This window comes from Mesorhizobium sp. M0771 (assembly GCF_040320155.1).
Lineage (GTDB): Bacteria > Pseudomonadota > Alphaproteobacteria > Rhizobiales > Rhizobiaceae > Mesorhizobium.
On record NZ_JAMYPC010000012.1, the window covers coordinates 66,089 to 89,127 of the forward strand.

The 23,039-nt window shown below is 63.3% G+C and carries 22 protein-coding genes and 1 pseudogene; 11 read left to right on the forward strand and 12 right to left on the reverse strand.

Going from position 1 to position 23,039, the window contains the following annotated elements; genetic code table 11:
- Positions 1–124 precede the first annotated feature (124 nt).
- On the forward strand, positions 125–856 hold the full coding sequence (locus NKI05_RS19045; RefSeq protein ID WP_023682154.1) for an SDR family oxidoreductase: 732 nt from the start codon (positions 125–127) through the stop codon (positions 854–856).
- Here the strand turns inward: NKI05_RS19045 and NKI05_RS19050 are convergent.
- The gene (locus tag NKI05_RS19050) at positions 853–2,073 is read right to left on the reverse strand and encodes an alanine racemase (protein ID WP_023668250.1); all 1,221 of its coding nucleotides are present in this window, start codon (positions 2,071–2,073) and stop codon (positions 853–855) included. The genes NKI05_RS19045 and NKI05_RS19050 overlap by 4 nt on opposite strands.
- Before the next feature lie 211 nt (positions 2,074–2,284).
- On the opposite strand from NKI05_RS19050, the gene NKI05_RS19055 reads away from it, so the two are divergent.
- Complete coding sequence (locus NKI05_RS19055) at positions 2,285–3,202, forward strand: DMT family transporter (protein ID WP_023682155.1); 918 nt, start codon at positions 2,285–2,287, stop codon at positions 3,200–3,202.
- Positions 3,203–3,650: 448 nt separating this feature from the next.
- Here NKI05_RS19055 and metF read toward each other — a convergent pair whose 3' ends face one another.
- A complete protein-coding gene (metF, locus tag NKI05_RS19060) occupies positions 3,651–4,568 on the reverse strand; it encodes a methylenetetrahydrofolate reductase [NAD(P)H] (RefSeq protein WP_023682156.1) in 918 nt (305 codons plus the stop codon).
- Positions 4,568–5,590 carry an ArsR/SmtB family transcription factor gene (locus NKI05_RS19065; protein ID WP_023688015.1) on the reverse strand — a complete coding sequence of 341 codons (1,023 nt, stop codon included), beginning with the start codon at positions 5,588–5,590 and terminating at the stop codon, positions 4,568–4,570. The genes metF and NKI05_RS19065 overlap by 1 nt, the downstream gene beginning before the upstream one ends.
- Before the next feature lie 167 nt (positions 5,591–5,757).
- Between NKI05_RS19065 and tsaA the strand changes: the two genes are divergently transcribed.
- Both tsaA and NKI05_RS19075 read left to right on the forward strand, forming a co-directional pair.
- Positions 5,758–6,264, forward strand: coding sequence for a tRNA (N6-threonylcarbamoyladenosine(37)-N6)-methyltransferase TrmO (tsaA, locus tag NKI05_RS19070; protein WP_023815579.1), 507 nt, complete (start codon positions 5,758–5,760; stop codon positions 6,262–6,264).
- Positions 6,261–6,575 carry a DUF2293 domain-containing protein gene (locus tag NKI05_RS19075; RefSeq protein ID WP_023668245.1) on the forward strand — a complete coding sequence of 105 codons (315 nt, stop codon included), beginning with the start codon at positions 6,261–6,263 and terminating at the stop codon, positions 6,573–6,575. The genes tsaA and NKI05_RS19075 overlap by 4 nt, the downstream gene beginning before the upstream one ends.
- 6 nt (positions 6,576–6,581) lie before the next feature.
- Here NKI05_RS19075 and NKI05_RS19080 read toward each other — a convergent pair whose 3' ends face one another.
- Positions 6,582–7,088 carry a hypothetical protein gene (locus NKI05_RS19080; protein WP_023682159.1) on the reverse strand — a complete coding sequence of 169 codons (507 nt, stop codon included), beginning with the start codon at positions 7,086–7,088 and terminating at the stop codon, positions 6,582–6,584.
- A gap of 152 nt (positions 7,089–7,240) precedes the next feature.
- On the opposite strand from NKI05_RS19080, the gene NKI05_RS19085 reads away from it, so the two are divergent.
- Positions 7,241–8,203 (forward strand): D-amino acid aminotransferase, encoded by a 963-nt coding sequence (locus tag NKI05_RS19085; RefSeq protein ID WP_023815580.1) that lies wholly within the window; start codon positions 7,241–7,243, stop codon positions 8,201–8,203.
- A 144-nt stretch (positions 8,204–8,347) separates the two neighbouring features.
- Positions 8,348–9,189 (forward strand): annotated as a pseudogene (locus NKI05_RS19090) (SDR family oxidoreductase).
- A gap of 59 nt (positions 9,190–9,248) precedes the next feature.
- Here the strand turns inward: NKI05_RS19090 and NKI05_RS19095 are convergent.
- Complete coding sequence (locus tag NKI05_RS19095) at positions 9,249–9,860, reverse strand: MOSC domain-containing protein (protein ID WP_352792906.1); 612 nt, start codon at positions 9,858–9,860, stop codon at positions 9,249–9,251.
- A gap of 196 nt (positions 9,861–10,056) precedes the next feature.
- Here NKI05_RS19095 and NKI05_RS19100 point away from each other — a divergent pair, with 196 nt between their 5' ends.
- A complete protein-coding gene (locus NKI05_RS19100) occupies positions 10,057–10,623 on the forward strand; it encodes a methyltransferase family protein (protein WP_023815581.1) in 567 nt (188 codons plus the stop codon).
- On the opposite strand, the gene NKI05_RS19105 is transcribed toward NKI05_RS19100, so the two are convergent.
- The 3 genes from NKI05_RS19105 to ettA all read right to left on the reverse strand — a co-directional run bounded on the left by NKI05_RS19105 (position 10,624) and on the right by ettA (position 14,346).
- Complete coding sequence (locus tag NKI05_RS19105) at positions 10,624–11,745, reverse strand: beta-ketoacyl-ACP synthase III (protein WP_023815582.1); 1,122 nt, start codon at positions 11,743–11,745, stop codon at positions 10,624–10,626. It lies immediately after the preceding gene.
- 131 nt (positions 11,746–11,876) lie between these two features.
- Positions 11,877–12,647 carry a trans-aconitate 2-methyltransferase gene (gene tam, locus NKI05_RS19110; RefSeq protein ID WP_023815583.1) on the reverse strand — a complete coding sequence of 257 codons (771 nt, stop codon included), beginning with the start codon at positions 12,645–12,647 and terminating at the stop codon, positions 11,877–11,879.
- Positions 12,648–12,696: 49 nt separating this feature from the next.
- Positions 12,697–14,346 carry an energy-dependent translational throttle protein EttA gene (gene ettA / locus NKI05_RS19115; RefSeq protein ID WP_023725379.1) on the reverse strand — a complete coding sequence of 550 codons (1,650 nt, stop codon included), beginning with the start codon at positions 14,344–14,346 and terminating at the stop codon, positions 12,697–12,699.
- Positions 14,347–14,581: 235 nt separating this feature from the next.
- Here ettA and NKI05_RS19120 point away from each other — a divergent pair, with 235 nt between their 5' ends.
- On the forward strand, positions 14,582–15,868 hold the full coding sequence (locus tag NKI05_RS19120; RefSeq protein WP_023705571.1) for a GGDEF domain-containing protein: 1,287 nt from the start codon (positions 14,582–14,584) through the stop codon (positions 15,866–15,868).
- 5 nt (positions 15,869–15,873) lie between these two features.
- Here the strand turns inward: NKI05_RS19120 and NKI05_RS19125 are convergent, their stop codons facing one another.
- From NKI05_RS19125 to NKI05_RS19140, 4 genes are all read right to left on the reverse strand, one after another.
- The gene (locus tag NKI05_RS19125) at positions 15,874–16,488 is read right to left on the reverse strand and encodes a hypothetical protein (RefSeq protein WP_031194875.1); all 615 of its coding nucleotides are present in this window, start codon (positions 16,486–16,488) and stop codon (positions 15,874–15,876) included.
- A 70-nt stretch (positions 16,489–16,558) separates the two neighbouring features.
- The gene (locus NKI05_RS19130) at positions 16,559–17,572 is read right to left on the reverse strand and encodes a ribonuclease T2 family protein (protein ID WP_023815584.1); all 1,014 of its coding nucleotides are present in this window, start codon (positions 17,570–17,572) and stop codon (positions 16,559–16,561) included.
- A 98-nt stretch (positions 17,573–17,670) separates the two neighbouring features.
- The gene (locus NKI05_RS19135) at positions 17,671–18,120 is read right to left on the reverse strand and encodes a MarR family winged helix-turn-helix transcriptional regulator (RefSeq protein ID WP_023815585.1); all 450 of its coding nucleotides are present in this window, start codon (positions 18,118–18,120) and stop codon (positions 17,671–17,673) included.
- Positions 18,117–19,007, reverse strand: a complete 891-nt coding sequence (locus NKI05_RS19140) for an alpha/beta fold hydrolase (protein ID WP_196814903.1) — start codon at positions 19,005–19,007, stop codon at positions 18,117–18,119. The genes NKI05_RS19135 and NKI05_RS19140 overlap by 4 nt, the downstream gene beginning before the upstream one ends.
- Before the next feature lie 141 nt (positions 19,008–19,148).
- Between NKI05_RS19140 and NKI05_RS19145 the strand changes: the two genes are divergently transcribed.
- The 3 genes from NKI05_RS19145 to NKI05_RS19155 all read left to right on the forward strand — a co-directional run bounded on the left by NKI05_RS19145 (position 19,149) and on the right by NKI05_RS19155 (position 22,985).
- Positions 19,149–20,081, forward strand: a complete 933-nt coding sequence (locus NKI05_RS19145; protein ID WP_023725386.1) for an alpha/beta fold hydrolase — start codon at positions 19,149–19,151, stop codon at positions 20,079–20,081.
- An 82-nt stretch (positions 20,082–20,163) separates the two neighbouring features.
- Positions 20,164–21,339 carry a CaiB/BaiF CoA transferase family protein gene (locus tag NKI05_RS19150; RefSeq protein ID WP_023815587.1) on the forward strand — a complete coding sequence of 392 codons (1,176 nt, stop codon included), beginning with the start codon at positions 20,164–20,166 and terminating at the stop codon, positions 21,337–21,339.
- The gene (locus NKI05_RS19155) at positions 21,336–22,985 is read left to right on the forward strand and encodes a thiamine pyrophosphate-binding protein (RefSeq protein ID WP_023714796.1); all 1,650 of its coding nucleotides are present in this window, start codon (positions 21,336–21,338) and stop codon (positions 22,983–22,985) included. Before NKI05_RS19150 ends, NKI05_RS19155 begins: the two co-directional genes overlap by 4 nt.
- The last annotated feature ends 54 nt before the right edge of the window (positions 22,986–23,039 follow it).

The following is a 23,039-nucleotide window of genomic DNA, read 5'->3' on the forward strand; positions in this document are numbered from 1 at the left end:
CCCTAGATTAACAAGCTAGTCAGATAATAGGCCATTATCTGATCAGTTGCATGGCCCTATTTCTCGACTAGCGGACCCGTCAGATGAAACCGGCACGGGCCTGAATGATTGAAGGAAACGTATCATGCCCAAGTCCTTGCAAGGCAAAACCGCACTCGTCACCGGCAGTTCGCGCGGCATTGGGCGAGCCATCGCCGAAGGACTCGCCTCCAAGGGCGCTGCCGTCGTCGTCAACTATGTCGGCAACCACGAAGCCGCTGACGAGGTCGTGGCCGCCATCGCCGGCAGGAGAGGAAAGGCGATCGCCGTCCAGGCCGACATATCAAGCGTCTCGGATATTCATCGCCTGTTTGACGAGGCTGAGAGTGAGTTCGGCGCGATCGACATCGTGGTTGCCAATGTCGGCGTCGCCGTCATCAAGCCTCTGACGGAGGCAACCGAAGCCGATTTCGACCATGTCTTCGGCACCAATGCCAAGGGCACCTTCTTCGTGCTTCAGGAAGCAGCGCGCCGTGTGCGAAACGGTGGCCGCATCATCGCGGTCTCCACCGGCGGCACCAAGATGTTCTTCACGCAAACGGCGCTCTATCTCGGCAGCAAGGGCGCCGTCGAACAATTCGTCCGTGTGCTCTCGCGTGAACTCGGACCGCGCGGCATCACCGTGAATGCGCTGTCGCCTGGCTTCACCGACACGGACCTGCTTCCCGAGCGCGATCGCGCCGTGGCGGCCGGCATGTCTCCATTTGGCAGGATCGGCGCGCCCCGCGACGTTGCCGATGTCGCGGTCTTCCTGGCCAGCGACGAGGCCCGCTGGCTGACCGGCGAGAATATCCAGGCCGGTGGAGGCGTCGCCTAATCCGCCATTGTCTCCAGGCTGGCGAATCCCTGCGGCGCATCGCCTTCATCGAAGGGTGTCGTCACCTCGACGAAGGTATCGGGATAAAAGCCGTTGAAGCGGGTTCTCAGCGACAGCGAATAGGCACCGATATGGCCGATCTCGATCCAGTCGCCGGTGTCGACGGTTTCCGGCAGCCAGAACGGCCGCGACAGGATGTCGACGGAATCGCAGGTCGCGCCGCAGACCTTGAACGGCACGATGTTCTTCTCCTCGCCATTGCGCGAGCGGATCGCCGGATCGGGGATGAAGCGGGCCGGCAGTGTGATCTTGCCGGTCCAAGAATCCGACAGCGACGCCCAGATGCCGTCATTGATGTAGAGCCGCTTGCCCTTGCGCAGCAGCACCCGCACGATCAGCGACAGGCAGCGCGCCACGATCACCCGGCCGGGCTCGGCCACCAACGGGATCTGGTCGAACTGGTATTCCCTCAGGTCGCCCGACAGCCGCGACATGATCTGGCCGAGCGACGGCATCTCGATCTGCTTGCGATTGGGGTCATGGCCGTACTCGGCGGGAAAGCCGCCGCCGACATCGAGGCCCGCAATGTCGAAGGTCAGCCGGTTGCGCACCCAATCGGCGGAGGCCAGTGCCCGTTCATAGGTGTCGGGATCCTCGATCTGGCTGCCGACATGGAAGCACAGGCCGACCTTGTAGCCGGTGCGGTTGAGCCGCTCGGCGAGTTCCACCGCATAGGCCGGCCCGGCGCCGAATTTCTTCGACAGTTCATAGGCCGCCGAACCCTTGGTCTGGATTCGCACGAACACGCTGATGGAGCCCGGATCGATGTCAAGCGCCCGCACCACCCGCGTCAGCTTGGTGATCTCGTCCTCATGGTCGAGCGAAATGACCCGGATGGCGTATTTTTCCAGCGCAAGCTTGATGTCCGACTGCGCCTTGACCGGATGCATGTAGAGCATCTCGGCGTCGGGTGAGACGGCGCGCACTGCGGCGAACTCGCCGGGCGAGGCCACATCGAAAGCGGTGACGCCGGCTTCGACCAGCGCCTTCAGCACGATCTGCTCGCCATTGGTCTTGACTGCGTAGGCGGTCTTGCCGGGAAACATGCCCATGAACTGTTTGGCATCCGCCTTCAGCACCTGCGGGCGAAAGCAGTAGACCGGATCGTCCGGCCGAAGCGCCAGCGCCGCCTCGCGGGCATTCTCGAATCGCTGCATGGACGAATCCCCTGACTTCTCGGCTGCGCACAATTAATCCAAGCTAGCGGCCAAAGAAAACAATTCTGTGTCTGGCGGGCACTGACCCAGCGGCGCACCCTCCTGGCAGCACTGTTGCCAGCAATCAGGTTTCGGGTGGCTCTTGTCGCCGGACCCGATATGCCTTCTGCCTGAGTGGCTGGCATTGATGCCGCGGGGAAGGACGTTCACGATGGCAATAGCCACGACAGCCGTGCAGCGCGGACCGATGACGCTGAGGGACTGGGGACAGCTTCTGCTGCTCGGCGCCATCTGGGGCGGCTCGTTCTTCTTTGCCCGCATCGCCGTTGCCGAAATGCACCCGCTGGTGCTGGTGCTGTTTCGCGTTGCCATCGCGGCCATTGCACTGCAGCTCTATCTCGGCATTCGCGGTCCGTCCTTCCGTCTCGCCTTCCCGCATGCCGGCCTGTTTTTCCTTTTGGCGCTCGCCAACAATGTCGTCCCGTTCTCGCTGATCTTTGCCGGCCAGACCGCGCTTGGCGCCGGCGTCGCCTCGGTGCTCAATGCGACGACGCCGTTCTGGACGCTGATCCTCGCCAACGCGCTGACAGCGGACGAAAAGCTCTCCTGGAACAAGCTTGCCGGCATCGGGCTCGGCATTGCCGGCACCGCTGTCATGATCGGCCCCGGCCTGCTGGCCGGGCTCGGCGGCCCGGTCTGGGCGAAATTCGCGCTGATCGGCGCTTCGCTGTCTTACGCCGTCGCGCTGATGATTGCCCGCCGCTTCAAGGGCGTGCCCTCGCCGGTCATCGCCACCGGACAATTGACGGCGTCGACCATCATCATGATCCCGGTGGTGCTGCTCACCTATGGCCCGGCCGGCCTGTTCTCGGCCTCGCCGCCGGTCTGGACGGCGGTGCTGGCGCTGGCGCTGCTCTCCACCGCCTTCGCCTACATCCTCTATTTCAACCTCGTCGCCTCGGCCGGCGCCACCAACGCCTCGCTGGTCACGCTCATCGTCCCGGCCAGCGCCATCCTACTCGGCCTCCTGTTCCTCGGCGAGCGGCTCGCTCTGTTCGAGTTCTGCGGCATGGCACTGATCGCGCTTGGCCTGGTGACGATCGACGGGCGGTTGTTTGGTCGGCGCTAATGCCTGTCGACCAAAAGTGCGCAGCGGTTTTGGGACAACGACGCGCTTTAGGTCTGGTAGCGCTGCCATGCCTCGCTTTCGCCACGGCGCGTCACAATTTATTCACAGGCTGCCAGCGGCTTTTGCCGAAGAGTTTCAACGCTTAACGACAGGTGGCAGGTCGCAAATTCCACAATCGCGTCGCATTGCAGCATATTTTCCGCTTGCCTGTGGCACAAATGCCCCTAGACTCCACCCATAGCTCTTGAAGAGGAGACTATGACATGGGACTTACGAGGCCAATCAACGCATTGATGATCTGTGCTGCATTTGCCTTCATTGGCGCCCTTATCATAGGTGTTCTTCCGTAACCGCCGGAGCGGAAGAACAGCAGCAATAGCCCACAAATTCGAAAGGCCGGGTGTTTCGCCCGGCCTTTTGCATTTCAGATTTCATACCACGATGAAGCTCAGGCGGCGGCGGATCCAGCTGCCTCTGTTTCGTGGGAGCGGATGCCGATCATATGGCAGATGGCAAACACCAGGTCGGCCCGGTTCATGGTGTAGAAATGGAAGTCGCTGACGCCGCGCTCGACGAGATCGAGCACCTGCTCGGCCGCCACGGCAGACGCCACGAGCGCATGCGTCTGCGGATCGTTGTGCAGCCCTTCGAACCGCTCGGCCAGCCATGCCGGCACCAGCGCGCCGCAGCGTGCCGAGAAATTGGCGACCTGGGTGAAATTGTGCACCGGCAGGATGCCGGGCACGATCGGGATGTAGATGCCGGCGCGGCGCGCCTTCTCGACGTAACGCTCGTAGAGATCGTTGTCGAAGAAGAACTGGGTGATCGCCCGCGTCGCGCCATTGTCGGCCTTGCGCTTCAGCATGTCGAAGTCGGTGGCAAAGTCCGGACTTTCCGGATGCTTTTCGGGATAGGCCGAGACCGAGATGTCGAAATCGCCGGCGTCCTTCAGCGCTCCGACAAGTTCGGCGCCATTGGCATAGCCATCGGGATGCGGCCGGTATGCGGTGCCGACGCCGGCCGCCGGATCGCCACGCAAGGCGACGAAGCGCTTCACGCCCATATCGGCGAATTCGCGGACCACGGCATCGACCTCATGGCGGGCGGCGTCGACGCAGGTCATGTGAGCCGCCGGCGTCAGCGTCGTCTCGTTCAGGATGCGCTTGATCGTGCGCGCTGTGCGTTCACGCGTCGAGCCGCCGGCGCCATAGGTCACCGAGACGAATCTCGGCTTCAGCGGCTCCAGCCTGGTGACGGTGTCCCAGAGCCTGGCTTCCATCTCGTCGGTCTTCGGCGGGAAGAACTCGAAGGAAACGCGCACCTTGTCGCCGATGTCGGGACGGCGGGAAAAGCGGAACTGGTTCATCAGGCGATTTCCCCCATAGGGTACGCTTTGGTGGGTTGGGTGTCATTTGAAGGCTCGGCCATCAGCATGCGGCGGTCGCGGCCGAGCCACAGCTTGACGGTCAGCCTGGCTTCGTTGCCGCCGCGCGGCTCGAATTCCTGGGCATCCTCGAGATCGAGCCCGGCCTCGGCAAACCATTCGGAGATCTGGCGGTCGGAAAAGCCCAGCCTGACATGCGCATGCTGGTCGCGCAGGAATTCCAGCGCATGCGGCGCGAAGTCGACGATCACCAGCCGGCCCGCCGGACGCAGCAGCCGCGCCGCCTCGCGAATGGCGCGTGCCGGATCGTCGAGATAGTGCAGCACCTGATGGATGGTGACGAGGTCGAAGGCGTCGCGCTCGACCGGCGGCGCGAAAATGTCGCCTTGGCGGACCTGCGCATTGGCGATGCCTGCCTTGTCGAGATTGGCCCGCGCCACCGTCAGCATTTCCCGCGACATGTCGATGCCGACACCGCGCCGGTAGAGCGGCGAAAATATCTCCAGCAGCCGCCCGGTACCGGTGCCGAGGTCGAGCATCGACTGGAATGGCCGCTTGCCGACCAGCTTGAGGAGTGCGGCTTCCACGGCGCGGTCCGGCACATGCAGCGAGCGGATGTGATCCCAGCTGGCGGCGTTCTCGGAGAAATACTCGGCGGCACGGTCCTGCCGCTTGCGCTTGACCGATGCCAACCGCTCGAGATCGCGCTCGACCTGCGGATCGGCGCCGCGAATGCCGGAGACCAGCCCCATGACGAAGTCGCGCGCGGAATCCGTATCCGACAGCCGGAAGAAGGCCCACGAGCCCTCCTGGTAGCGGCCGATCAACCCGGCCTCCAGCAGCAGCTTCAAATGCCGCGACACCCGCGGTTGCGACTGGCTGAGGATCTCGGTGAGGTCGGACACGGTGAGATCGCCGCGCGACAGCAGCGCCAGGATGCGGAGCCGGCTCGATTCGGCCGCAGCCTTCAACGTATCAACCATCGTATCGAGCGAAACATGCATCGGCGCGTTCTCGTTGAAAAAGATATAAACATATGTTTATGTCAGCTTTGACGACATGGCAAGGCCTATGTCGCATCCTGACAAGAAAATGCCGCACACATGATCCCCGCCTGAGAGAACCGCTTTTCCCTGACGATCAGCTGGAAACTTGTGCTAGGGCGAAAGCCATGTTCGAGAAGCGCGACGGCGAAAAGCTCCTGCAGGCCGACCCGGCTGACATGCCGGCGGATGGCCATATCGTGTTTATCGGCCGCATCGCCTCGCCATGGACCACGCGCGAAAGCTGCCCGAAGAACATGCGCGCCGCCCGCGAGACAGGACAGGCGGCCACCGTTCTCATCGACCCACCCTATCGCGACGGCCTGCTTGCGCTGGAGCGGGCCAGCCACATCGTCCTCCTGTCCTGGCTGCATCACGCGCCGCGGGCACTGATTGTCCAGAGACCCCGCCATGCGGCTGAGCCGAAAGGCGTTTTCTCGCTGCGCTCCCCTGCCCGGCCGAACCCAGTCGGGCTGCATATCGCCAGGCTGATCGCCGTCGACATCGACCACGGCCGCATCGCCATCGACGCCATCGATGTGCTCGACGGCACCCCGGTGATCGACATCAAGCCCTATTTCGCCTCGACCGACGCCTTTCCCGAGGCGACCATTGCCGGGCGTGACGAAAAATGAGCGCGCCCACCGGCCGCCGCCGCGCCATCGCCAAGGCGCTGACCGCACTGCTGCCCCTGGCGCCCTATGCCGATATGGAGAAAATCCGCACCGAGGCCGGCGCCGTGCACATGAAGACGCTGCCGCCGGGCATCGCGGTCTGGCTGGCGACGATCGCCCATATCAGGCACGGCCATACCGACTATGAAAAGCTGCTGGCCGAGGGCTATGACCGCGACTCGGCGCGGTTCTTCGTCATCGAGCAAACAAACATGGTGCTGACCCGTTGGCGCGCCACGCGCCTGCTCGATGCAGAGGACGAAGAGGAATAACTTCAGCTACCGTCGCTTCAATACGGCAACCGCATTGTAGGGCTGGCCGTCGGCCTGGCCAACCCAGGTCCAGGACAGGTTCCCTTTGAAAAATCGGACGGTGATGCCGCCACCGTCGATGCACTTGTCCTGGCCGTAGCTGATGTTTTCCCGGTATTCCGCCGAACTGTCGTCGCGAGAAATCTGGGTCAACGATCCGCCGCAGCCGAGCGACGGATAGTCGATCGACGCGGCGCCATCGCCGATTGTCATTGCGATCGCCCAATCGGCGCCGGCAGCACCGGCCGGACTTTGATGACCGCTGCCGGTCCAGACGCCGTTGAGCCCCGCCGCGTTGACCACGCAAGGCACGTTCTGAAAGATCGGCGTCAGCTCGCTGCCCGTCTTCTCGCAACGATAGGTCTGGCCGTTCTGGCACAGCGCCTCGCCCTCGCGAGCGCATTGCGCGAAGGCATGGCCAGTGACGAAGACGAGGAAAATTGCAAAGCTGATGGTCCGAAAAGATCTGCCCATTTTGCCCCTCCCGGCCGGATATTTTCAAGCCGGACCATAGGGCATATCGAATGTGCTACCTAGGACAAACAGCGATGGTTGGGTGGCCCTATGCCGCCTGCAGGGGACCACTAGCTTGAATCTGCCGCATCAAGCCGAAGGGACCAATCGCCATGAACCGAAGCGCAGCAGCCGGTAGCATTGTGCCATTGCCGGCTTTGTCGGATCGCCATATCGATCCGCATTCTTATCCCGACGGCATCGCCTTTCTCGATGGTCAGTATCTGCCGATGTCGCAAGCCAAGATCTCGGTGCTGGATTGGGGCTTTCTGCATTCCGACGCCACCTACGACACCGTGCATGTCTGGGACGGGAGCTTCTTCCGACTCGACCTGCATCTCGACCGCTTCTTCGCCGGCTTGCAAAAACTGCGCATGACGATCCCGTCCGACCGCGATGGCGTGGCCGAGATTCTGCACAATTGCGTGGCGCTGTCGGGCCATCGCGCCGCCTATGTCGAAATGCTGTGCACGCGCGGCGCCTCGCCGACCTTCAGCCGCGATCCGCGCCAGGCGGTCAACCGCTTCATGGCCTTCGCAGTTCCCTTCGGCTCGGTCGCCAATGCCGAGCAGTTGCGGCGCGGCCTGCATGTCGCCATTAGCGACAAGGTGCGCATTCCGCCGGTCTCGATCGATCCGGCGATCAAGAACTACCACTGGCTCGACCTCGTGCGCGGCCTCTACGACGCTTATGATCGTGGGGCCGAAACCGCATTGATTCTCGACTTCAACGGCAATGTCGCCGAAGGCCCCGGCTTCAACGTGTTCTGCGTCAAGGACGGCAGGCTGTCGACGCCCGCTGTCGGCGTGCTGCCCGGCATCACCAGGCGCACCGTCTTCGACCTCTGCGCCGAGGCAGCGCTTCCCACCACGGCCGTCGACGTCAGCGTTGCCGCGCTGAAGGCTGCCGACGAAGTCTTCATCACTTCCACCGCCGGCGGCATCATGCCGGTGACAGTGATCGACGGCGCTGCTGTCGCCGACGGCAAGATAGGCGGGATCACAAAGCGCTTGATGGCGCTCTACTGGCAAAAGCATGACGACCCGGCCTGGTCGAGCCCGGTGCGCTATCCCTGACCGGCGAAGGTCCTGCTCCACACGATGTCGTGACCAAAAAGATTCCCCCTCGCCTCTGGAAATTCGCTCGACGCACCGTATATCGCGGAAGCGGAGAAGCCTCCGCTTCCAGTTCACGGCCCGCATGGGCAAGGATTCCACGTCATGACAAGCAAGGTTTGGTTCATCACCGGATCGTCGAAAGGCTTTGGCCGAGTCTGGGCCGAGGCCGCACTCGCTCGCGGCGACCGTGTCGCCGCAACCGCGCGCGATGCCGGCACGCTCGCCGACCTCGTCGCGAAATACGGCGATAATGTCGCCGCGATCAAGCTCGACGTCACCGACAAGAAGGCTGTCGATGCGGCCATCGCCGAGGCGCACAAGCGCTTTGGCCGGCTCGACGTCGTCATCAACAATGCCGGCTATGGCCATTTCGGCGCCATCGAGGAAGTCAGCGAACAGGAAGCCCGCGACCAGATCGAAACCAATGTGTTCGGCGCGCTCTGGGTCACCCAGGCGGCTTTGCCGATCATGCGGGCGCAGGGCTCCGGCCATATCATCCAGATCTCGTCGATCGGCGGCGTCAACGCCTTTGCCTCGCTCGGCCTTTACCATGCCTCGAAATGGGCGCTCGAAGCCTTCAGCCAGTCGCTCAGCATCGAGGTCGCCGAATTCGGCATCCATGTGACGCTTGTCGAACCGGGCGGCTTCTCCACCGATTGGTCCGGCGCCTCGGCCAAGGTCTCCAAAGCGATCGAGGCTTACGCGCCGGCCCGCGCCAAGATGGCGGAACGCCGCGCCAACTCGGTCGCCGGCGACCCCGAGGCCACCGGACCGGCGATGCTTGAAATCGTCGACGCGGCCGAGCCGCCGCTGCGCGTCTTCTTCGGCGATGGCGGCCTGCCGATGATCAAGCAGGAATACGCCAACCGCATCGCGCTGTGGGAAAAGTGGACTACGTTTCCGTCGAGGCGCAGGGCGCCAAGAAGAACCGCAAGGCGGCCTGAGCGCGTCTTGAAATCCGGCTGCGTCGCCCCGGCGGCGCAGCCCTTGCCCTAGCCCGGTGCTAGGATCGATAAATCCACTGCTCGGGCACGCGCACCGAGATCTCTTCCCCTGTTGTCATACGACCCGGTTTCTCGACCCAGGCAACGAGGCCGCGCAGCCGTTTCGCCGCCTTCGGGAAGGCCAGCGCGCCGGCCTCCGGATCGGCCATCCCGGCGTTTTCGGCAATCGAACGTCCGGCAAGCCGGCAAGGTCCGTTCTGCGCATCAACCTTGATCGTCACGCCATCTCTGAAGAACAGCAGCGTGCCTGACGGCAGCATCGAGAGATGCGGCACGCCTTCGATCAGCAGATTGGCGCCGATCCATTCCGGCTTGATCTCGGCCAGCCCCATCCGCTCGGCAACGACGCCGAGTTCATTCGCTGCTACGATTGATATCTGCCGCTCGTTGCGGATTTCGGTGCCGCGCGGATACCAGGGTTCGCGACCGCCGGAACGACGGGTGGCGCCGGCGTGGAAGTCGCCGTCGATGCCTTCGAAACCGAGTTGCAATCCTTCCACTGGGCGCGTCTGGAAGTGATTCGACGGTGCGGCGTAGAGCGCCGTCACCCTGGCTACGAGTTTTCGCGCTGAAATGATCTCGATCGGAGCCTCAGGGAAAAGATCCAGCATGGCTTACTCCTTGTGCAAGGTCGCATTAGCGATAGCCATGAGCCCGGTCCAGTCCAAAGCAATGATGATCCGATCAAGCGGGCTGATGGCAGCCGATCACGATCTTCTTACCGCGGATCGCATATCCTATCGTACTGCGCCGCATTGCCGCCGTGCTGCACCGGTCTCATGGTGAGACAAGTCTGCGGAGGTTTCCATGCGTCCCGGGACTGCAATCGCGCTGCTTTGGCTGATCTGGGTCGTGTCCTGGTTTCTAGCCGCCTTCTGGGCCGACCCGGCGAAAAAGCGTGCCGGCATCCAGGAGGAGCTTCGCTATCGCGCTTTGTGGTTGATCGGCGCGGTGCTGCTGTTCATTCCCGCGCATGGCTATGCCGGCCGGCTGCGATTCTGGTTTCCGACCCTTGCCGAAGCGTGGATCTGCGCAGGGCTTGTTGCCGTTGGCCTGTTGTTCGCCTGGTGGGCGCGGTTGCATCTCGGCCGTCTCTGGTCGGCTTCGGTGACGGCCAAGGCCGAGCACCGTGTCGTCGACACCGGTCCCTACAGAATGGTCCGCCACCCGATCTATACCGGACTGCTTCTGGCGATCCTTGCCACAATGGCGGCCAAAGGCACGGTCTGGGGCATCGCCGGCGCGATTCCTCTCACCATCGGCATCGTCATGAAGGCAAGGCTGGAGGAACGCTTTCTGCGCGGAGAACTCGGCAACGCCTATGACGATTATGCCCGCAGCGTACCGATGCTGGTGCCGTTCATGCCGGCCTGATTACAGCATCCGCAAAAGCGCGCCGCCGATCGAATAGCCGGCGCCGAAGGCGCACAGCACGCCGAAATCGCCGGGCTTCATGTCGGCGTGGTTTTCCGACAGCGCGATGATGGCGCCGGCGCCGGCGGTGTTGCCGAGCCGCTCCAGCACCATCGGCGCGCGGTCGTGGTCGACCTCGTGGCCGAAGGCCAGTTTCAGGATCATGGCGTTCATGCGCGCATTGGCCTGATGCAGCCAGAAGCGCCTGATGGCTTGCGGCGTCAGCCCGTGCTCGGCGAGGAATTCGACAATGAATTTGTGGCCGGCGACGGTGACTTCCTTGAACACCTTGTTGCCGACCTGCTTGATCAGATTGCCTTCGAGGTTGATCATGTAAGGATCGTCCTGGGCGGTGCGGGTGTGATAGCCCAGATTGGTGCGGATATTGTTCGACATCTGCGTCCAGGTGCGCGTGTCCAGCACCTCGAAGCGCCCCGGCCGCTTCTCGCCCCTGGCCAGCCCCTCGACCAGCATCGCCACCGACGCATCGCCGAAGATGAAATGCGTCTGCCGGTCGCGGAAATTGAGATGGCCGGTGATGATCTCCGGCGTGACCACCAGCACGCGTTTGTGCGCGCCCGCCCGCACCAGATTGGCCGCAATGTGCAAGGCGGCCGCGGCCGATGAACAACCAAGCCCCATGTCGAAGCCGGCGCCCTTGGTGCCCAGCGCCTCCTGCATTTCGATGGCGATCGCCGGATAGGGCCGTTGCTGGTGCGAGGCCGAGCAGATCACCAGGTCGATGTCGGACGGCTTCAGGCCGGCATGGTCGAGCGCCTTCCGGGCCGCGGCCACTCCAAACTCGGCCTGCAGCGACAGCGCATCATCGGGCCGCGCCGGAATGCGCGGCGCCATGCGGGTCGGATCGAGAATGCCTTCGCGCTCGATGACATGCCGGGTCTGGACGCCTGAGGCATGGACGATGAAGGCGCTGTCGGATTTCTGCAGCAGCGTCTCATCCGGGCCTTGCCGGCGCGCATTCTCCGTGTCGACCCAAGCGTTGAAACTGGCGACCAGTTCTTCATTGGTGATCTTGGCTTCAGGGATTTCAACGCCGATGCCGCTGATGATGACGCGATGCATATCCAGTCCGTCCATGCGCAGGCGTTGTCGTTCTCATGTGAACGACCAGGGGGCGCGACACAACACTTTTCTCACCCCACCGGTTTACGCCGGCTTAAACCATAGGCTGTGGCCGGATGTCATCGGGAGTGCTAGCCGGCCCGCTTGGCGACGATGAAAATGCGCGGGAAGCGCAGCAGCACCTTGCGGTTTGCGGTCTTCGGATAGGCCTTGGCAATTTTGGCCGTGTAGCTGTCGAGGAAGATCTTGCGCTCGTCGGCGTCCAGCGGATCGAGGAAAGGCTTCAGCCCCGTCGACTTCACCCATTCGACGATCGCCTCGGCGTCGGTCAGCGGATGATTGTAGGCCGTATGCCAGATATCCACCCGGTCGGAGAGCGGCGACAAGAGATCATAATAGAACGACACCGCCGGCAGCGGTCCGCGCGCAGCACCTGCCATCTTGGCGGCGAACGGCATTTCGGCGGCCGTCTCGCGCATCACCTGATGCGACGGCTCAAGCAGATTGTCGGGCATCTGGACGGCGAGCGCGCCACCGGGGGCGAGAAAGCCCATCAGCCGCTGAAACACTACCGGGTGGGTGGGCAGCCACTGGAATACCGCGTTGGCGAAGATGACGTTGACCGGCTCGGCCGGTCGCCATGTCGAGGCATCGGCGAGGTCGAAATTGACGCTGGGCAGGCGCGCCTTCGCCTTCTCGATCATGTCGGGAGAGGTGTCGAAGCCGCTGATATCAGCATCCGGCCAGCGCTCGACCAGCAGCTCGGTCGAATTACCCGGGCCGCAGCCGATGTCGACCACCCGGCGCGGGAAATCCACCGGCACCTGCGCAACAAGATCGCGCGCCGGCCGTGTGCGCTCATCCTCGAATTTCAGATATTGGGCGGCTGACCAGTCGGTCATTCAAGCTTTCCTCGTATCAGTTGAGAAATTCGCCGCCCCGGTTGCTCCCTTACCGCGTCAGCCTCTTGTAGGTCATCCTGTGCGGGTTGACGGCTTCGGGGCCGAGACGACGGATCTTGTCCTGCTCGTAGTCCTCGAAATTGCCCTCGAACCATTCGACATGACTGTCACCTTCAAAGGCCAGGATGTGGGTGGCCAGCCGGTCGAGGAACATACGATCGTGCGAGATGATGACGGCGCAGCCGCCAAAGTTTTCCAGCGCGTCTTCGAGCGCCGCCAGCGTTTCGGTGTCGAGATCGTTGGTCGGTTCGTCGAGCAGCAGCACATTGCCGCCGGTCTTCAGCATTTTTGCCAGATGCACGCGGTTGCGCTGGCCGCCGGAGAGGTTGCCGACCTTCTGCTGCTGGTCGCCGCCACGGAAGTTGAACGATGCGCAATAGGCGCGGGTGTTGGCTTCGAACTTGCCGAGCTTGACCACTTCGGCGCCGCCCGAGATTTCTTCCCAGACGGTCTTTGACGGATCGAGCGCATCGCGGCTCTGATCGACATAGCCGAGCTTCACCGTTTCGCCGATGCGGACAGAGCCGGCATCCGGCGTTTCCTGGCCGGTGATCATGCGGAACAGCGTCGTCTTGCCGGCGCCGTTCGGGCCGATGACGCCGACGATGCCGCCTGGCGGCAGCTTGAATTCCAGGCCTTCGATCAACAGCGTGTCGCCAAAGCCCTTCGACAAGCCTTCCGCCTCGATCACCACATTGCCGAGCCGCTCGCCATGCGGAATGACGATCTGCGTATCGCTCGGACGCCGCTTGTCGGCTGCATCCAGCAGCTCCTGGAACGCCTGGATACGCGCCTTGGACTTGGTCTGGCGGGCTTTCGGGCTGGACTGGATCCACTCGCGCTCGCGGCCGATGGCGCGCTGGCGGGCGTCGTCCTCGCGACCTTCCTGCTTGAGGCGCTTGGCCTTGGCTTCGAGGTATTTGGTGTAGTTGCCCTCATAGGGAATGCCGCGGCCGCGATCGAGCTCGAGGATCCATCCCGTGACATTGTCGAGGAAGTAGCGATCGTGGGTGATGATCATCACGGCGCCCGGATAGGCGCGCAGATGCTTTTCGAGCCACGCCGTGGTTTCGGCGTCGAGATGGTTGGTCGGTTCGTCGAGCAGCAAGAGGTCGGGCTGACGCAGCAGCAGCTGGCAGAGCGCGACGCGGCGGCGCTCACCGCCCGAAAGCTTGGTGACCTCGGAATCCTTGGGCGGGCAGCCCAGCGCTTCCATCGCCATCTCGACCTGCTGTTCGAGATCCCACAAATTGAGCCGGTCCATCTCGTCCTGGAGCTTGGCCGACTCGTCAGCCGTCTCGTCGGAGTAGTTCATCATCAATTCGTTGTAGCGCTCGATGATGGCGGTCTTGGCGGCGACGCCTTCCATGATGTTCTCGAACACCGTCTTGTTGGCATCGAGCGCCGGCTCCTGCGCGAGATAGCCGACGGTGGCGCCTTCGGCGAGCCACGCTTCGCCGTTCCACTCCTTGTCGAGCCCGGCCATGATCTTGAGGATCGTCGACTTGCCCGAGCCGTTGGGGCCGAGGATGCCGATCTTGGCGTCGGGATAGAAGGAGAGATGGACATTCTCAAGCACCTTCTTGGTGCCATAGGCCTTGTTGAGGCCGGCCATGTGATAGATGAACTGGCGTGCCACGCGCGCTTTCCTTGATGATTGACCGAAAATGTCGGATTGAATGGAGGTTGGCCGCTATGTAGGCGATGCCGGGCCGAACGGCAATCGCTTTTGCCATTTCAAGCCGGGTGTACACCGCACGTTAAGTTTTCCGCCGGTTGTAGGGAGCGTTGAAATCCCCGGTTAACCCTTCAGCGTCAAAACAGGATCGATCGCTGGCCTGTCGCGATCGAAAGTAGAGATCGGACCGAAGGTAGTGCTGAACAGTTTCCTGCTCCTTGCCGAAGCGGTCGTCTACTTCAGCGTCATGGTCACGCTGTTCCGCTTCAGGGATCGCATCGGCCTCGGCGTCTTCGTCTGCGCGCTGGGCGCCATGCATTTCCTCGAAACCTATCTCGCCAGCGTCTTCTATGTCGCCCTGCCCTTCGGCATGGTCTCGCCAGGCTCGGCGGTGCTGTTTTCCGGCAAGCTGGTGATGCTGCTTCTGCTCTACATGAAGGAAGATGCGGCCACGGTGCGCCAGCCGATCTATGGCCTTTTGCTCGGCAACGCCTTGATGATCGGGCTGGTCCTGATCCTGCGCCTGCACGATATTTCAGCCCTTTCCGACGGCAAGCTTCCCGATATCGGTTTCATCGACCAGTTGGGCTGGCTGATGGTGTGGGGCACGACGCTGCTCTTCATCGACGCCATCCTGATCATCCTGCTTTACGAAAAGCTCGGGCGTTATCTGCGCAAGGCGCCGTTCTCCCGCATCCTGATTTGCGTCGCCTGCGTGCTCACCTTCGACCAGGCCGGATTTTTCACCGCCCTGCATTTCGTAGCAGGCGCACCGATTGCGGTCTTCTTCGGCGGCTGGTTGGCCAAGATGGGTGCCGCTTTTGCCTACAGCGCCATGCTTGTCGCCTACCTCAGATGGTTCGAAACGCGTCAGGTCGTGGCACCCCGCGGGCTGTCCGACGTCTTCGACACGTTGACCTATCGCGAGCGCTACGAAGCCCTGGTCGAACATGTCGGCCGCGACGGCCTCACCGGCCTGTTGCACAGGGGACGCTTTGACAGCGACGGCGAACGTCTGGTTGCCGTCAGCCTGCGCACGGCCCAACCGCTCAGCCTGCTGATCGTCGACGTCGACCATTTCAAGTCGATCAACGATCGCTTCGGCCATGCCGAGGGCGACAGGGTGCTGAGATCGATCGCCCAGGTGCTGACCCAGGCGGCCGGCGCACACGATCAGGTTTTCAGGATCGGCGGCGAGGAGTTCGCCATCCTTTGCTCGCAGCCGCATGCGGTCGCCAGGTTGCTCGGAGAAAACCTCCGCCAGGCCGTCAAGGCGTGCGTAAACCGGTTCGACATCAGCGTCAGCGCCGGCATCGCCACTGTCGATGAGACCGTAGGCTCGCTTGCCGATCTCTTCGCCCTTGCCGACGAGCGTCTCTACAGGGCCAAGTCCACCGGGCGTGACCGCGTCGTCGGCGAAGCGCATGACGATGCCGAAGACCTAACTGCGTGGACATTGCCCACGCGTGGCGTCAGCGGATAAGGCTGTCAGCTCCGCTTGCGCTGCTGCAACGCGCCGACCGCAACTGAAACGGCTATCAGCGCGATGGCCAGCCATTTCAGCACGGTGATGATCGGACTGGCATCGATGTCATAAGCGATGAACAACAGAATGCCGGGCACCAGCAGGCCGCACATGACCAGCATGATGCGGTTGATCTGCCAAGACACTTTTGCTGCCAGCGCTTCGTCACCGGCTTCGCCGACAAGACCGGCGCGCATCTCCCGAGAGATGGCCAACGCGCTCGACAGGCGCATGGAGATCGGCAAGCCGAGCCCGATTATGAGGAAGGCACACGCCGCCAGCAGAGCCGAGAATTTGAGCGCGCTGGTGTCGGCCGGCACCGGAAACAAAAGTGTCGCCAGCGGCAGGAAGACACAGACGATGCCGAGCGCGGCAATGGCGATGAAGATCGCGGCATTGACCCAAGTGAACAGCTGGTAGCGGCTTGCCCCGATCGGCGCGGCAAGCACGCGCATGCGCGCCCACTCGGCATCGGTATAGGAAAAGCCCGGCCATTCCATGCGGCCGTCTTTAATGGCGGTCATCCCCCTGGCCCAGAAAGCCAGCCGCGCCAGCGCGCCTGATGTCATGCCACTCATCGCCACCCCCGCCGAATGAAACACATCCAGACCATATCACCGCGTCACTGCCAAGCGACAGACGGATATCCTACTGGAACCCGGCCGCATCGACCGAGCCCTTCGGACAGCCCGCCTTGGTCGTCGGCGCCGAGGCGAGCATGAGAGTGCCCAGCGAACTGTCGGGGCCGATCGGGCCGGTCAGGCCGAGCGTCAGCTCGCCGATCAGCCGCCTGCCGCTCGACGGATCGACCAGGCAGGAGACACGCACCCGCGCGCCCGACCCGGCGCCGAAGGCGCTGTCGAAGGCGCTGCGGATCTGGTCCGAAGTCAGCTGCTTGCCGACATTCCTGGTGAAGAGCTCGCGCACCGGCGAGGCATTCACCGCCCGCATCAGGTTCAGCGCCTCGGCAAAATACTCCTGCTGGCTCTTGCCGTAGCAGGTGCCGTGCTTGATCCATTCATGCCGTTCGAGCTTGGAGGCGGTGCCCGGCATAACCTGGTCGAGCTCGGCGCGCGTAGCGGCATCGAGATCGACCGGCGGCAGGTCTGCCCAATGGGCCGGATTGTCATTGGCCTTGTCGCTCGCCGGCACCTGGCAATAGAAATTGCCGTTCGGCTGCGGCCAGAGCCCATGCAATGTGAAATGCGACGCGTCGAAGCCGCCCGCCGTCTGCGCCTGGCATTCGGGCTTGCTCGACTTGGTTTCGCAGAAGGCCGGCTGCCAGCTCAGCGCGAAAACATATTCGGGTTTTCCTGAAGCCGGCGCCGCAGGCTTGCCCTGATCGGCGGGCGCGGCCGGCTGGGCGGCTGCGCTGCCGCCGGTGACATGACCGCAGCTGATCTTGACCCAGCGACGCTCAGGATCGGCGCCCGGCACGCGGATGAGGTAATGCGTCGGCGCATCCTTGTTGCCGGCCAGGAGGTCGTAGCTCTGTCCAGTCGTTGTCGCGATATTGCCGGGGTTCTTGCCGCTCTTGATTGCCTGCGTTGCTGGACAGGCAGCATCGGCCACGAAGGAGCCGCTCATCTTCACATCGGCGCGCGCTAGGCCGACACCGCCCAGCGCCACCAACACCGCACCCCATATCGCCGATATCCGCATTCCAGCACTCCTAGCGTTTCATAGCGCAAGCTAGAAACGTGTGACATGTCAGAATTACGATTTCTTTCGTCCGCCGCAAAAAACAATCGCTCGGTCGATCAGACCCCGCCCTCCTCGACCCGCTTCGTCAACATACGCAGCAGATCAAGCGCGGTCTCAAGCACGCGAGGCTCGATGCCCTCGCTGATGCGGTTGGCCCAGACATGCTGGCGCGTGCCGATATCCCTGATCGCGGCCCGGCCCGCATCGGTCATCGCCAGGAGCTTGGCGCGGCGGTGCGCCGGGTTGTCCGCATAGGCGGCGAGCCCTTCGGCGGCCAGAATGTCGGCAAGGCGCTGCACGCTCTGACGGGCAAGCCCCATGTCGCGGGCAATGTCGGCCACCGATTTTGGCTCCTTCAGCACCGCGCCCAGAACCTGCCAGCGCGCCGCCGTCAACCCGGCAGGCTCCGCCAGCCGGTCGGCCGCGTCGAGAAACCCGCCATTCAGCCGGAACACGGCAAGCACCATTTCGGTGAGCACATCTCCGGCTTCGGTCCTGCTTGTCATTTCTGGCCGGCCTCGATGGTGGAAACGAAAGTGTTGACGGCTTCAGCCACCGCCTCCGGCTTGTCAAGCATCACCCAATGGCCGGAACCGGCGACGGTTCTGTGGCCAATTCCGCTGCGCAGCCGAAACAGGGCCGCCGCATTGTCATTGGCCTCCGTGGCCAGCACGAAGATCGGTCCGTGATAGGCGTCGAGCGTCGGTTCGGGATTCCATTCCGCCAGCGCCTTGCCGACGCCTGCCCGAGCCGCCGGATCGACCACCGCCGCATCGGCGATGACCTGTTTGCGGACATCTGGTTTGGAGCCGGCGATCGAGGTGTAATAAGCGCTCAGGACATCGCCGCCGTTTGGCCCCGCCAGATCGCGCACGAACCCGTCGCGAATCTCTTTGGGCAGGGCGCGCGGATCGGTCGCCGGATCGATCAGCAGGATGCCGGCAACACGGTCGGCATGGCCGGCGGCATAGGCGAGCGCGGCCCCACTGCCGCCGCTATGTGCAACGAGGACAAACCGCTTCAGGCCGAACGCATCGGCCACCGCACCAATATCGTCGGCACGGCCATCATAGCCGTAGTCGGCATCAGCTGCAGGCGCCGATGCGCCATGGCCGCGAAAATCGAAGGCGACCGCCTCACGGCCACCTGCGGTGAGCTGCATCACCCGGTTCCACTGTGTGGCGCGGCTGCAATCGCCATGCGCGAACAGGATCGGCAGGCCGCCGCCGGATTTGATGTCGTAGCCGGCAAGCTGGCCCTGCGGGCCGGCAATGGTTGAGGTCTTCATGGTCGTCTCCCTGGTCTGGCTGGAAGCAATGCCGGGCAGGAGCATTGCGGATGAAAGGCTCGCCAGCAGAAACGCGCGGCGCGAAACGGTCGAAACGGTTTTCATGCTCATGTTCCCGATGTAATTTGACAGCATGCTGTCATATAGCCAAATTGACAGCACACTGTCAATAGTGACGCCGGCTGATTTCGACCTCCCCTTGACGTCGGTCACGCCGTCGCCCAACAGTCGCCAAGGGAGCGAGACATGGCATTTGACAAGCAGACGACGCTGGCCTCACCGACCGGGGCCACGCTCAATCTCTATGTGAAGCACGCGGGGGGCTCTCCACGCGCGGTAGTCCAGGTCAATCACGGCCTGGCCGAACACGCCGCGCGCTATGCCCGCTTCGCCGATTACCTCAGCACCCGCGGCTTTCATGTCTACGTCCACGACCATCGCGGCCATGGCGCGACCAAGGCGCCCGATGCCCCGCTCGGCAGATTCGCCGGCACAAGCGGCCCGGCCAAGGTGATCTCCGATGTCGACGCAGTCCACGATTTGATTGCGAAGGAGCAGCCCGGCCTGCCGGTCATCCTGTTCGGCCATTCGATGGGTGCGTCGGTGGCGCTCAACTACCTGCTGGCGCACTCGCCGCGCGTCCACGCCGCGGCGATCTGGAACGGCAATTTCTCACAAGGCCTGCTTGGTCAGCTTGCACTCGCCATCCTCGCTTATGAGCGCTTCAGGCTCGGCTCCGATGTTCCCTCACGCGTCTTGCCCAAACTGACCTTCCAGGCCTGGGGCAAGGCGGTGCCCAACCACAAGACGCTGTTCGACTGGCTGTCGCGCGACGAGGCTGAAGTGGCCAAGTACATTGCCGACCCGCTGTGCGGCTGGGATGCCTCGATCTCGATGTGGCGCGACGTCGTGGAGATGACGCAGAAAGGCGGCATGGATGCGGGCTTTGCCGGCATCAGGCGCGACCTGCCCGTCAGCATCGTCGGCGGCGAGAAGGATCCGGCCTCCGAGTATGGCAAGGGCATCGATCATCTCGCCAAACGCATGCGCGCGATGGGCTTTTCGAATCTGGTTTCAAAAATTTACGCCGACACCCGCCACGAAAGCCTGAACGAGGTGAACCGCGACACCGTCATGAACGATTTTGCCGCGTGGGCCGATGGTGTGTTGAAACGCTGACATCGCTGGCCCACCGCAAGGCCCGTGACAGCGGCATCCCGGGTTGATAGAGGCTGCGGTTCCGACCCGTTTTAGGTGATTTATGGCTGAACCTCCGCTGAAAGGCGTCCGCGTCGTCGAACTCGCCCGCATCCTGGCCGGCCCGTGGGCAGGACAATTGCTGGCCGATCTCGGCGCCGATGTCATCAAGGTCGAGAGCCCCGATGGCGGCGACGATACCCGCAAATGGGGTCCGCCCTTCGTCATGAGCCATGATGGCGAGAACCTGTCGGCCGCCTATTACCACTCCTGCAATCGCGGCAAGCGCTCCATCGCGGTCGATTTCTCGACGCCCGAAGGGGCCGAGACGGTGCGCCGGCTGGTTGCCACGGCCGACGTTCTGATCGAGAACTTCAAGTTCGGCGGCCTCAAGAAATACGGGCTCGATTACGAGAGCCTAAAGGCGATCAATCCAAAGCTCGTCTACTGCTCGATCACCGGCTTCGGCCAGGACGGGCCTTACGCCCCACGCGCCGGCTATGATTTCATCATCCAGGCCATGGCCGGCATGATGTCGATCACCGGCGAGGTCGGGCGCGAGCCGCAAAAGGCCGGGGTCGCTATTTCCGACATCTTCACCGGCCTCTATTCGGTGATCGCCATCCAGGCAGCGCTTCGCCATGCCGAAAAGACCGGCGAAGGCCAGCATATCGATATGGCCCTGTTCGACACGCAGATTTCCGCACTCGGCAACCAGAACCTCAACTATCTCGTCTCCGGCAAGGCGCCGGTGCAGATGGGCAATGCGCATATGAACATCGCGCCCTATGAGGTTGTCCCGGTCAGGGACGGTCACATAATCCTGGCGGTCGGCAATGACGGCCAGTTCGCCAAATTCTGCGCCGCCGTCGGGCTCGACCATCTCTCAGCGAATCCCGATTTCGCCACCAATCCGGCCCGCGTCGCCAACCGGGTGAAGTTGCGCGAGCACTTGATCGAGACGCTGAAGAATTGGGATCGAGACCCGTTGCTGGCCAAGCTCGAAGCGGCAAGCGTGCCGGCGAGCCCGATCAACAATATCGGCCAGATGTTTGCCGACCCGCAGACGATCGCACGCGGCATGCGCCTCGACCTCGACGATGGCCATGGCAATCGTCTGCCCTCGGTGCGCGCGCCGATGGTGATGTCCGGCACACCGCTGGTCTATGAACGCCCTTCGCCACGCCTTGGCGAACATACCGAAGAAATTCTTGCCGAACTGGAGAAGTCTGGACGATGAAGACCGGTGGACAACTGATTGTCGACGCACTCGAGGCGAACGGCACCGACCGCATCTTCTGCGTGCCCGGCGAATCCTATCTCGCGGTGCTCGACGCATTGCATGACTCGCCCATCCGCACCATTGTCTGCCGACAGGAAGGCGGCGCCGCCATGATGGCCGACTGCCAGGGGCGGCTGACCGGCCAGCCCGGCATCTGCTTCGTCACCCGCGGCCCCGGCGCCACCAATGCGTCGGCCGGCATTCACATTGCCATGCAGGATTCGATACCCGTCATCCTGTTCATCGGCCAGGTCGCCAGCCACGCCAAGGAGCGCGAGGCTTTCCAGGAGGTCAACTACAAGCGCTTCTTCGGCGACATCGCCAAATGGGTGGTGGAGATCGACGATGCCGCGCGCATCCCCGAACTCGTCACCCGCGCCTTTGCTGTCGCGACATCGGGCCGCCCCGGCCCCGTCGTCGTCTCGCTGCCGGAGGACATGCTGACCAGTCTTGTCGACGCGCCCGCGGCCTTGCCGCACACGCCGGTCGAAACCCGGCCCGGCGAAGCCGAACTCGATGCTTTGGAAAAGCTTCTGGCCAAAGCCAAGCGTCCCTTCGTCATCCTCGGCGGCACACGCTGGGACGAGGAAGCGGTGGCACGTATGCGCACCATTGCCGAGGCCTGGTCGCTGCCGGTCGGCTGCTCCTTCCGCCGCCAGATGCTGTTCGACCATCTGCACCCGAACTATGCCGGCGATGTCGGCATCGGCATCAACCCGAAGCTGGCCACCGCCATCAAGCAGGCCGACCTGGTGCTGCTGATCGGCGGCCGCATGGGCGAGATGCCGTCCTCCGACTATACGTTGCTGAAGAGCCCTTACCCCGACCAGACGCTGGTCCATGTCCATGCCGATGCCGGCGAACTCGGCCGCGTCTACCGGCCGACCCTGGCGATCAACGCTTCGCCTTCGGCCTTCGTCGAGGCTTTTGCCAAGCGCAAGCCAACCTCCACGCCAGCCTGGGCGGATGAGACAGCGAAAGCACACGCTGCCTACCTCGACTGGTCGACGCCGCCTGAGACCGGCCCCGGCCCGGTCCAGATGGGGCCGATCATGAACTATCTGGAAAAGATTTTGCCCGATGACGCCATTTTCACCAACGGCGCCGGCAATTACGCCACCTGGGTGCACCGCTTCCACCGCTTCCGCCGCTTCGCCACCCAAGGCGCGCCGACCTCCGGTTCGATGGGTTACGGCACCCCGGCTGCGGTCGCCGCCAAGGCGCTCCATCCCGACCGCACCGTGATCGCCTTTGCCGGCGACGGCTGCTTCCTGATGAACGGACAGGAATTCGCTACCGCCGTGCAATACGACCTGCCGATCATCGTTATCGTCGTGAACAACGGCATCTACGGCACCATCCGCATGCACCAGGAGCGCGACTATCCCGGCCGCGTCGTCGCCACCGATCTTAAGAACCCTGACTTTGCCGCTCTTGCCCGCGCCTATGGCGGCCACGGCGAGACGGTCGAGAACACGGCAGATTTTGCCCCCGCCTTCGAGCGGGCCCGCGCCAGCGGCAAGCCGGCGATCGTCGAAATCAGGCTCGATCCCGAGGCGATCACGCCGACGCGGACGATGACGCAGATCCGCGACAAGAGCTGAGTGCCGACAAAGGGTATAGGCCGAGTTCCGTCACACACCCCTCTGTCCGGCAGG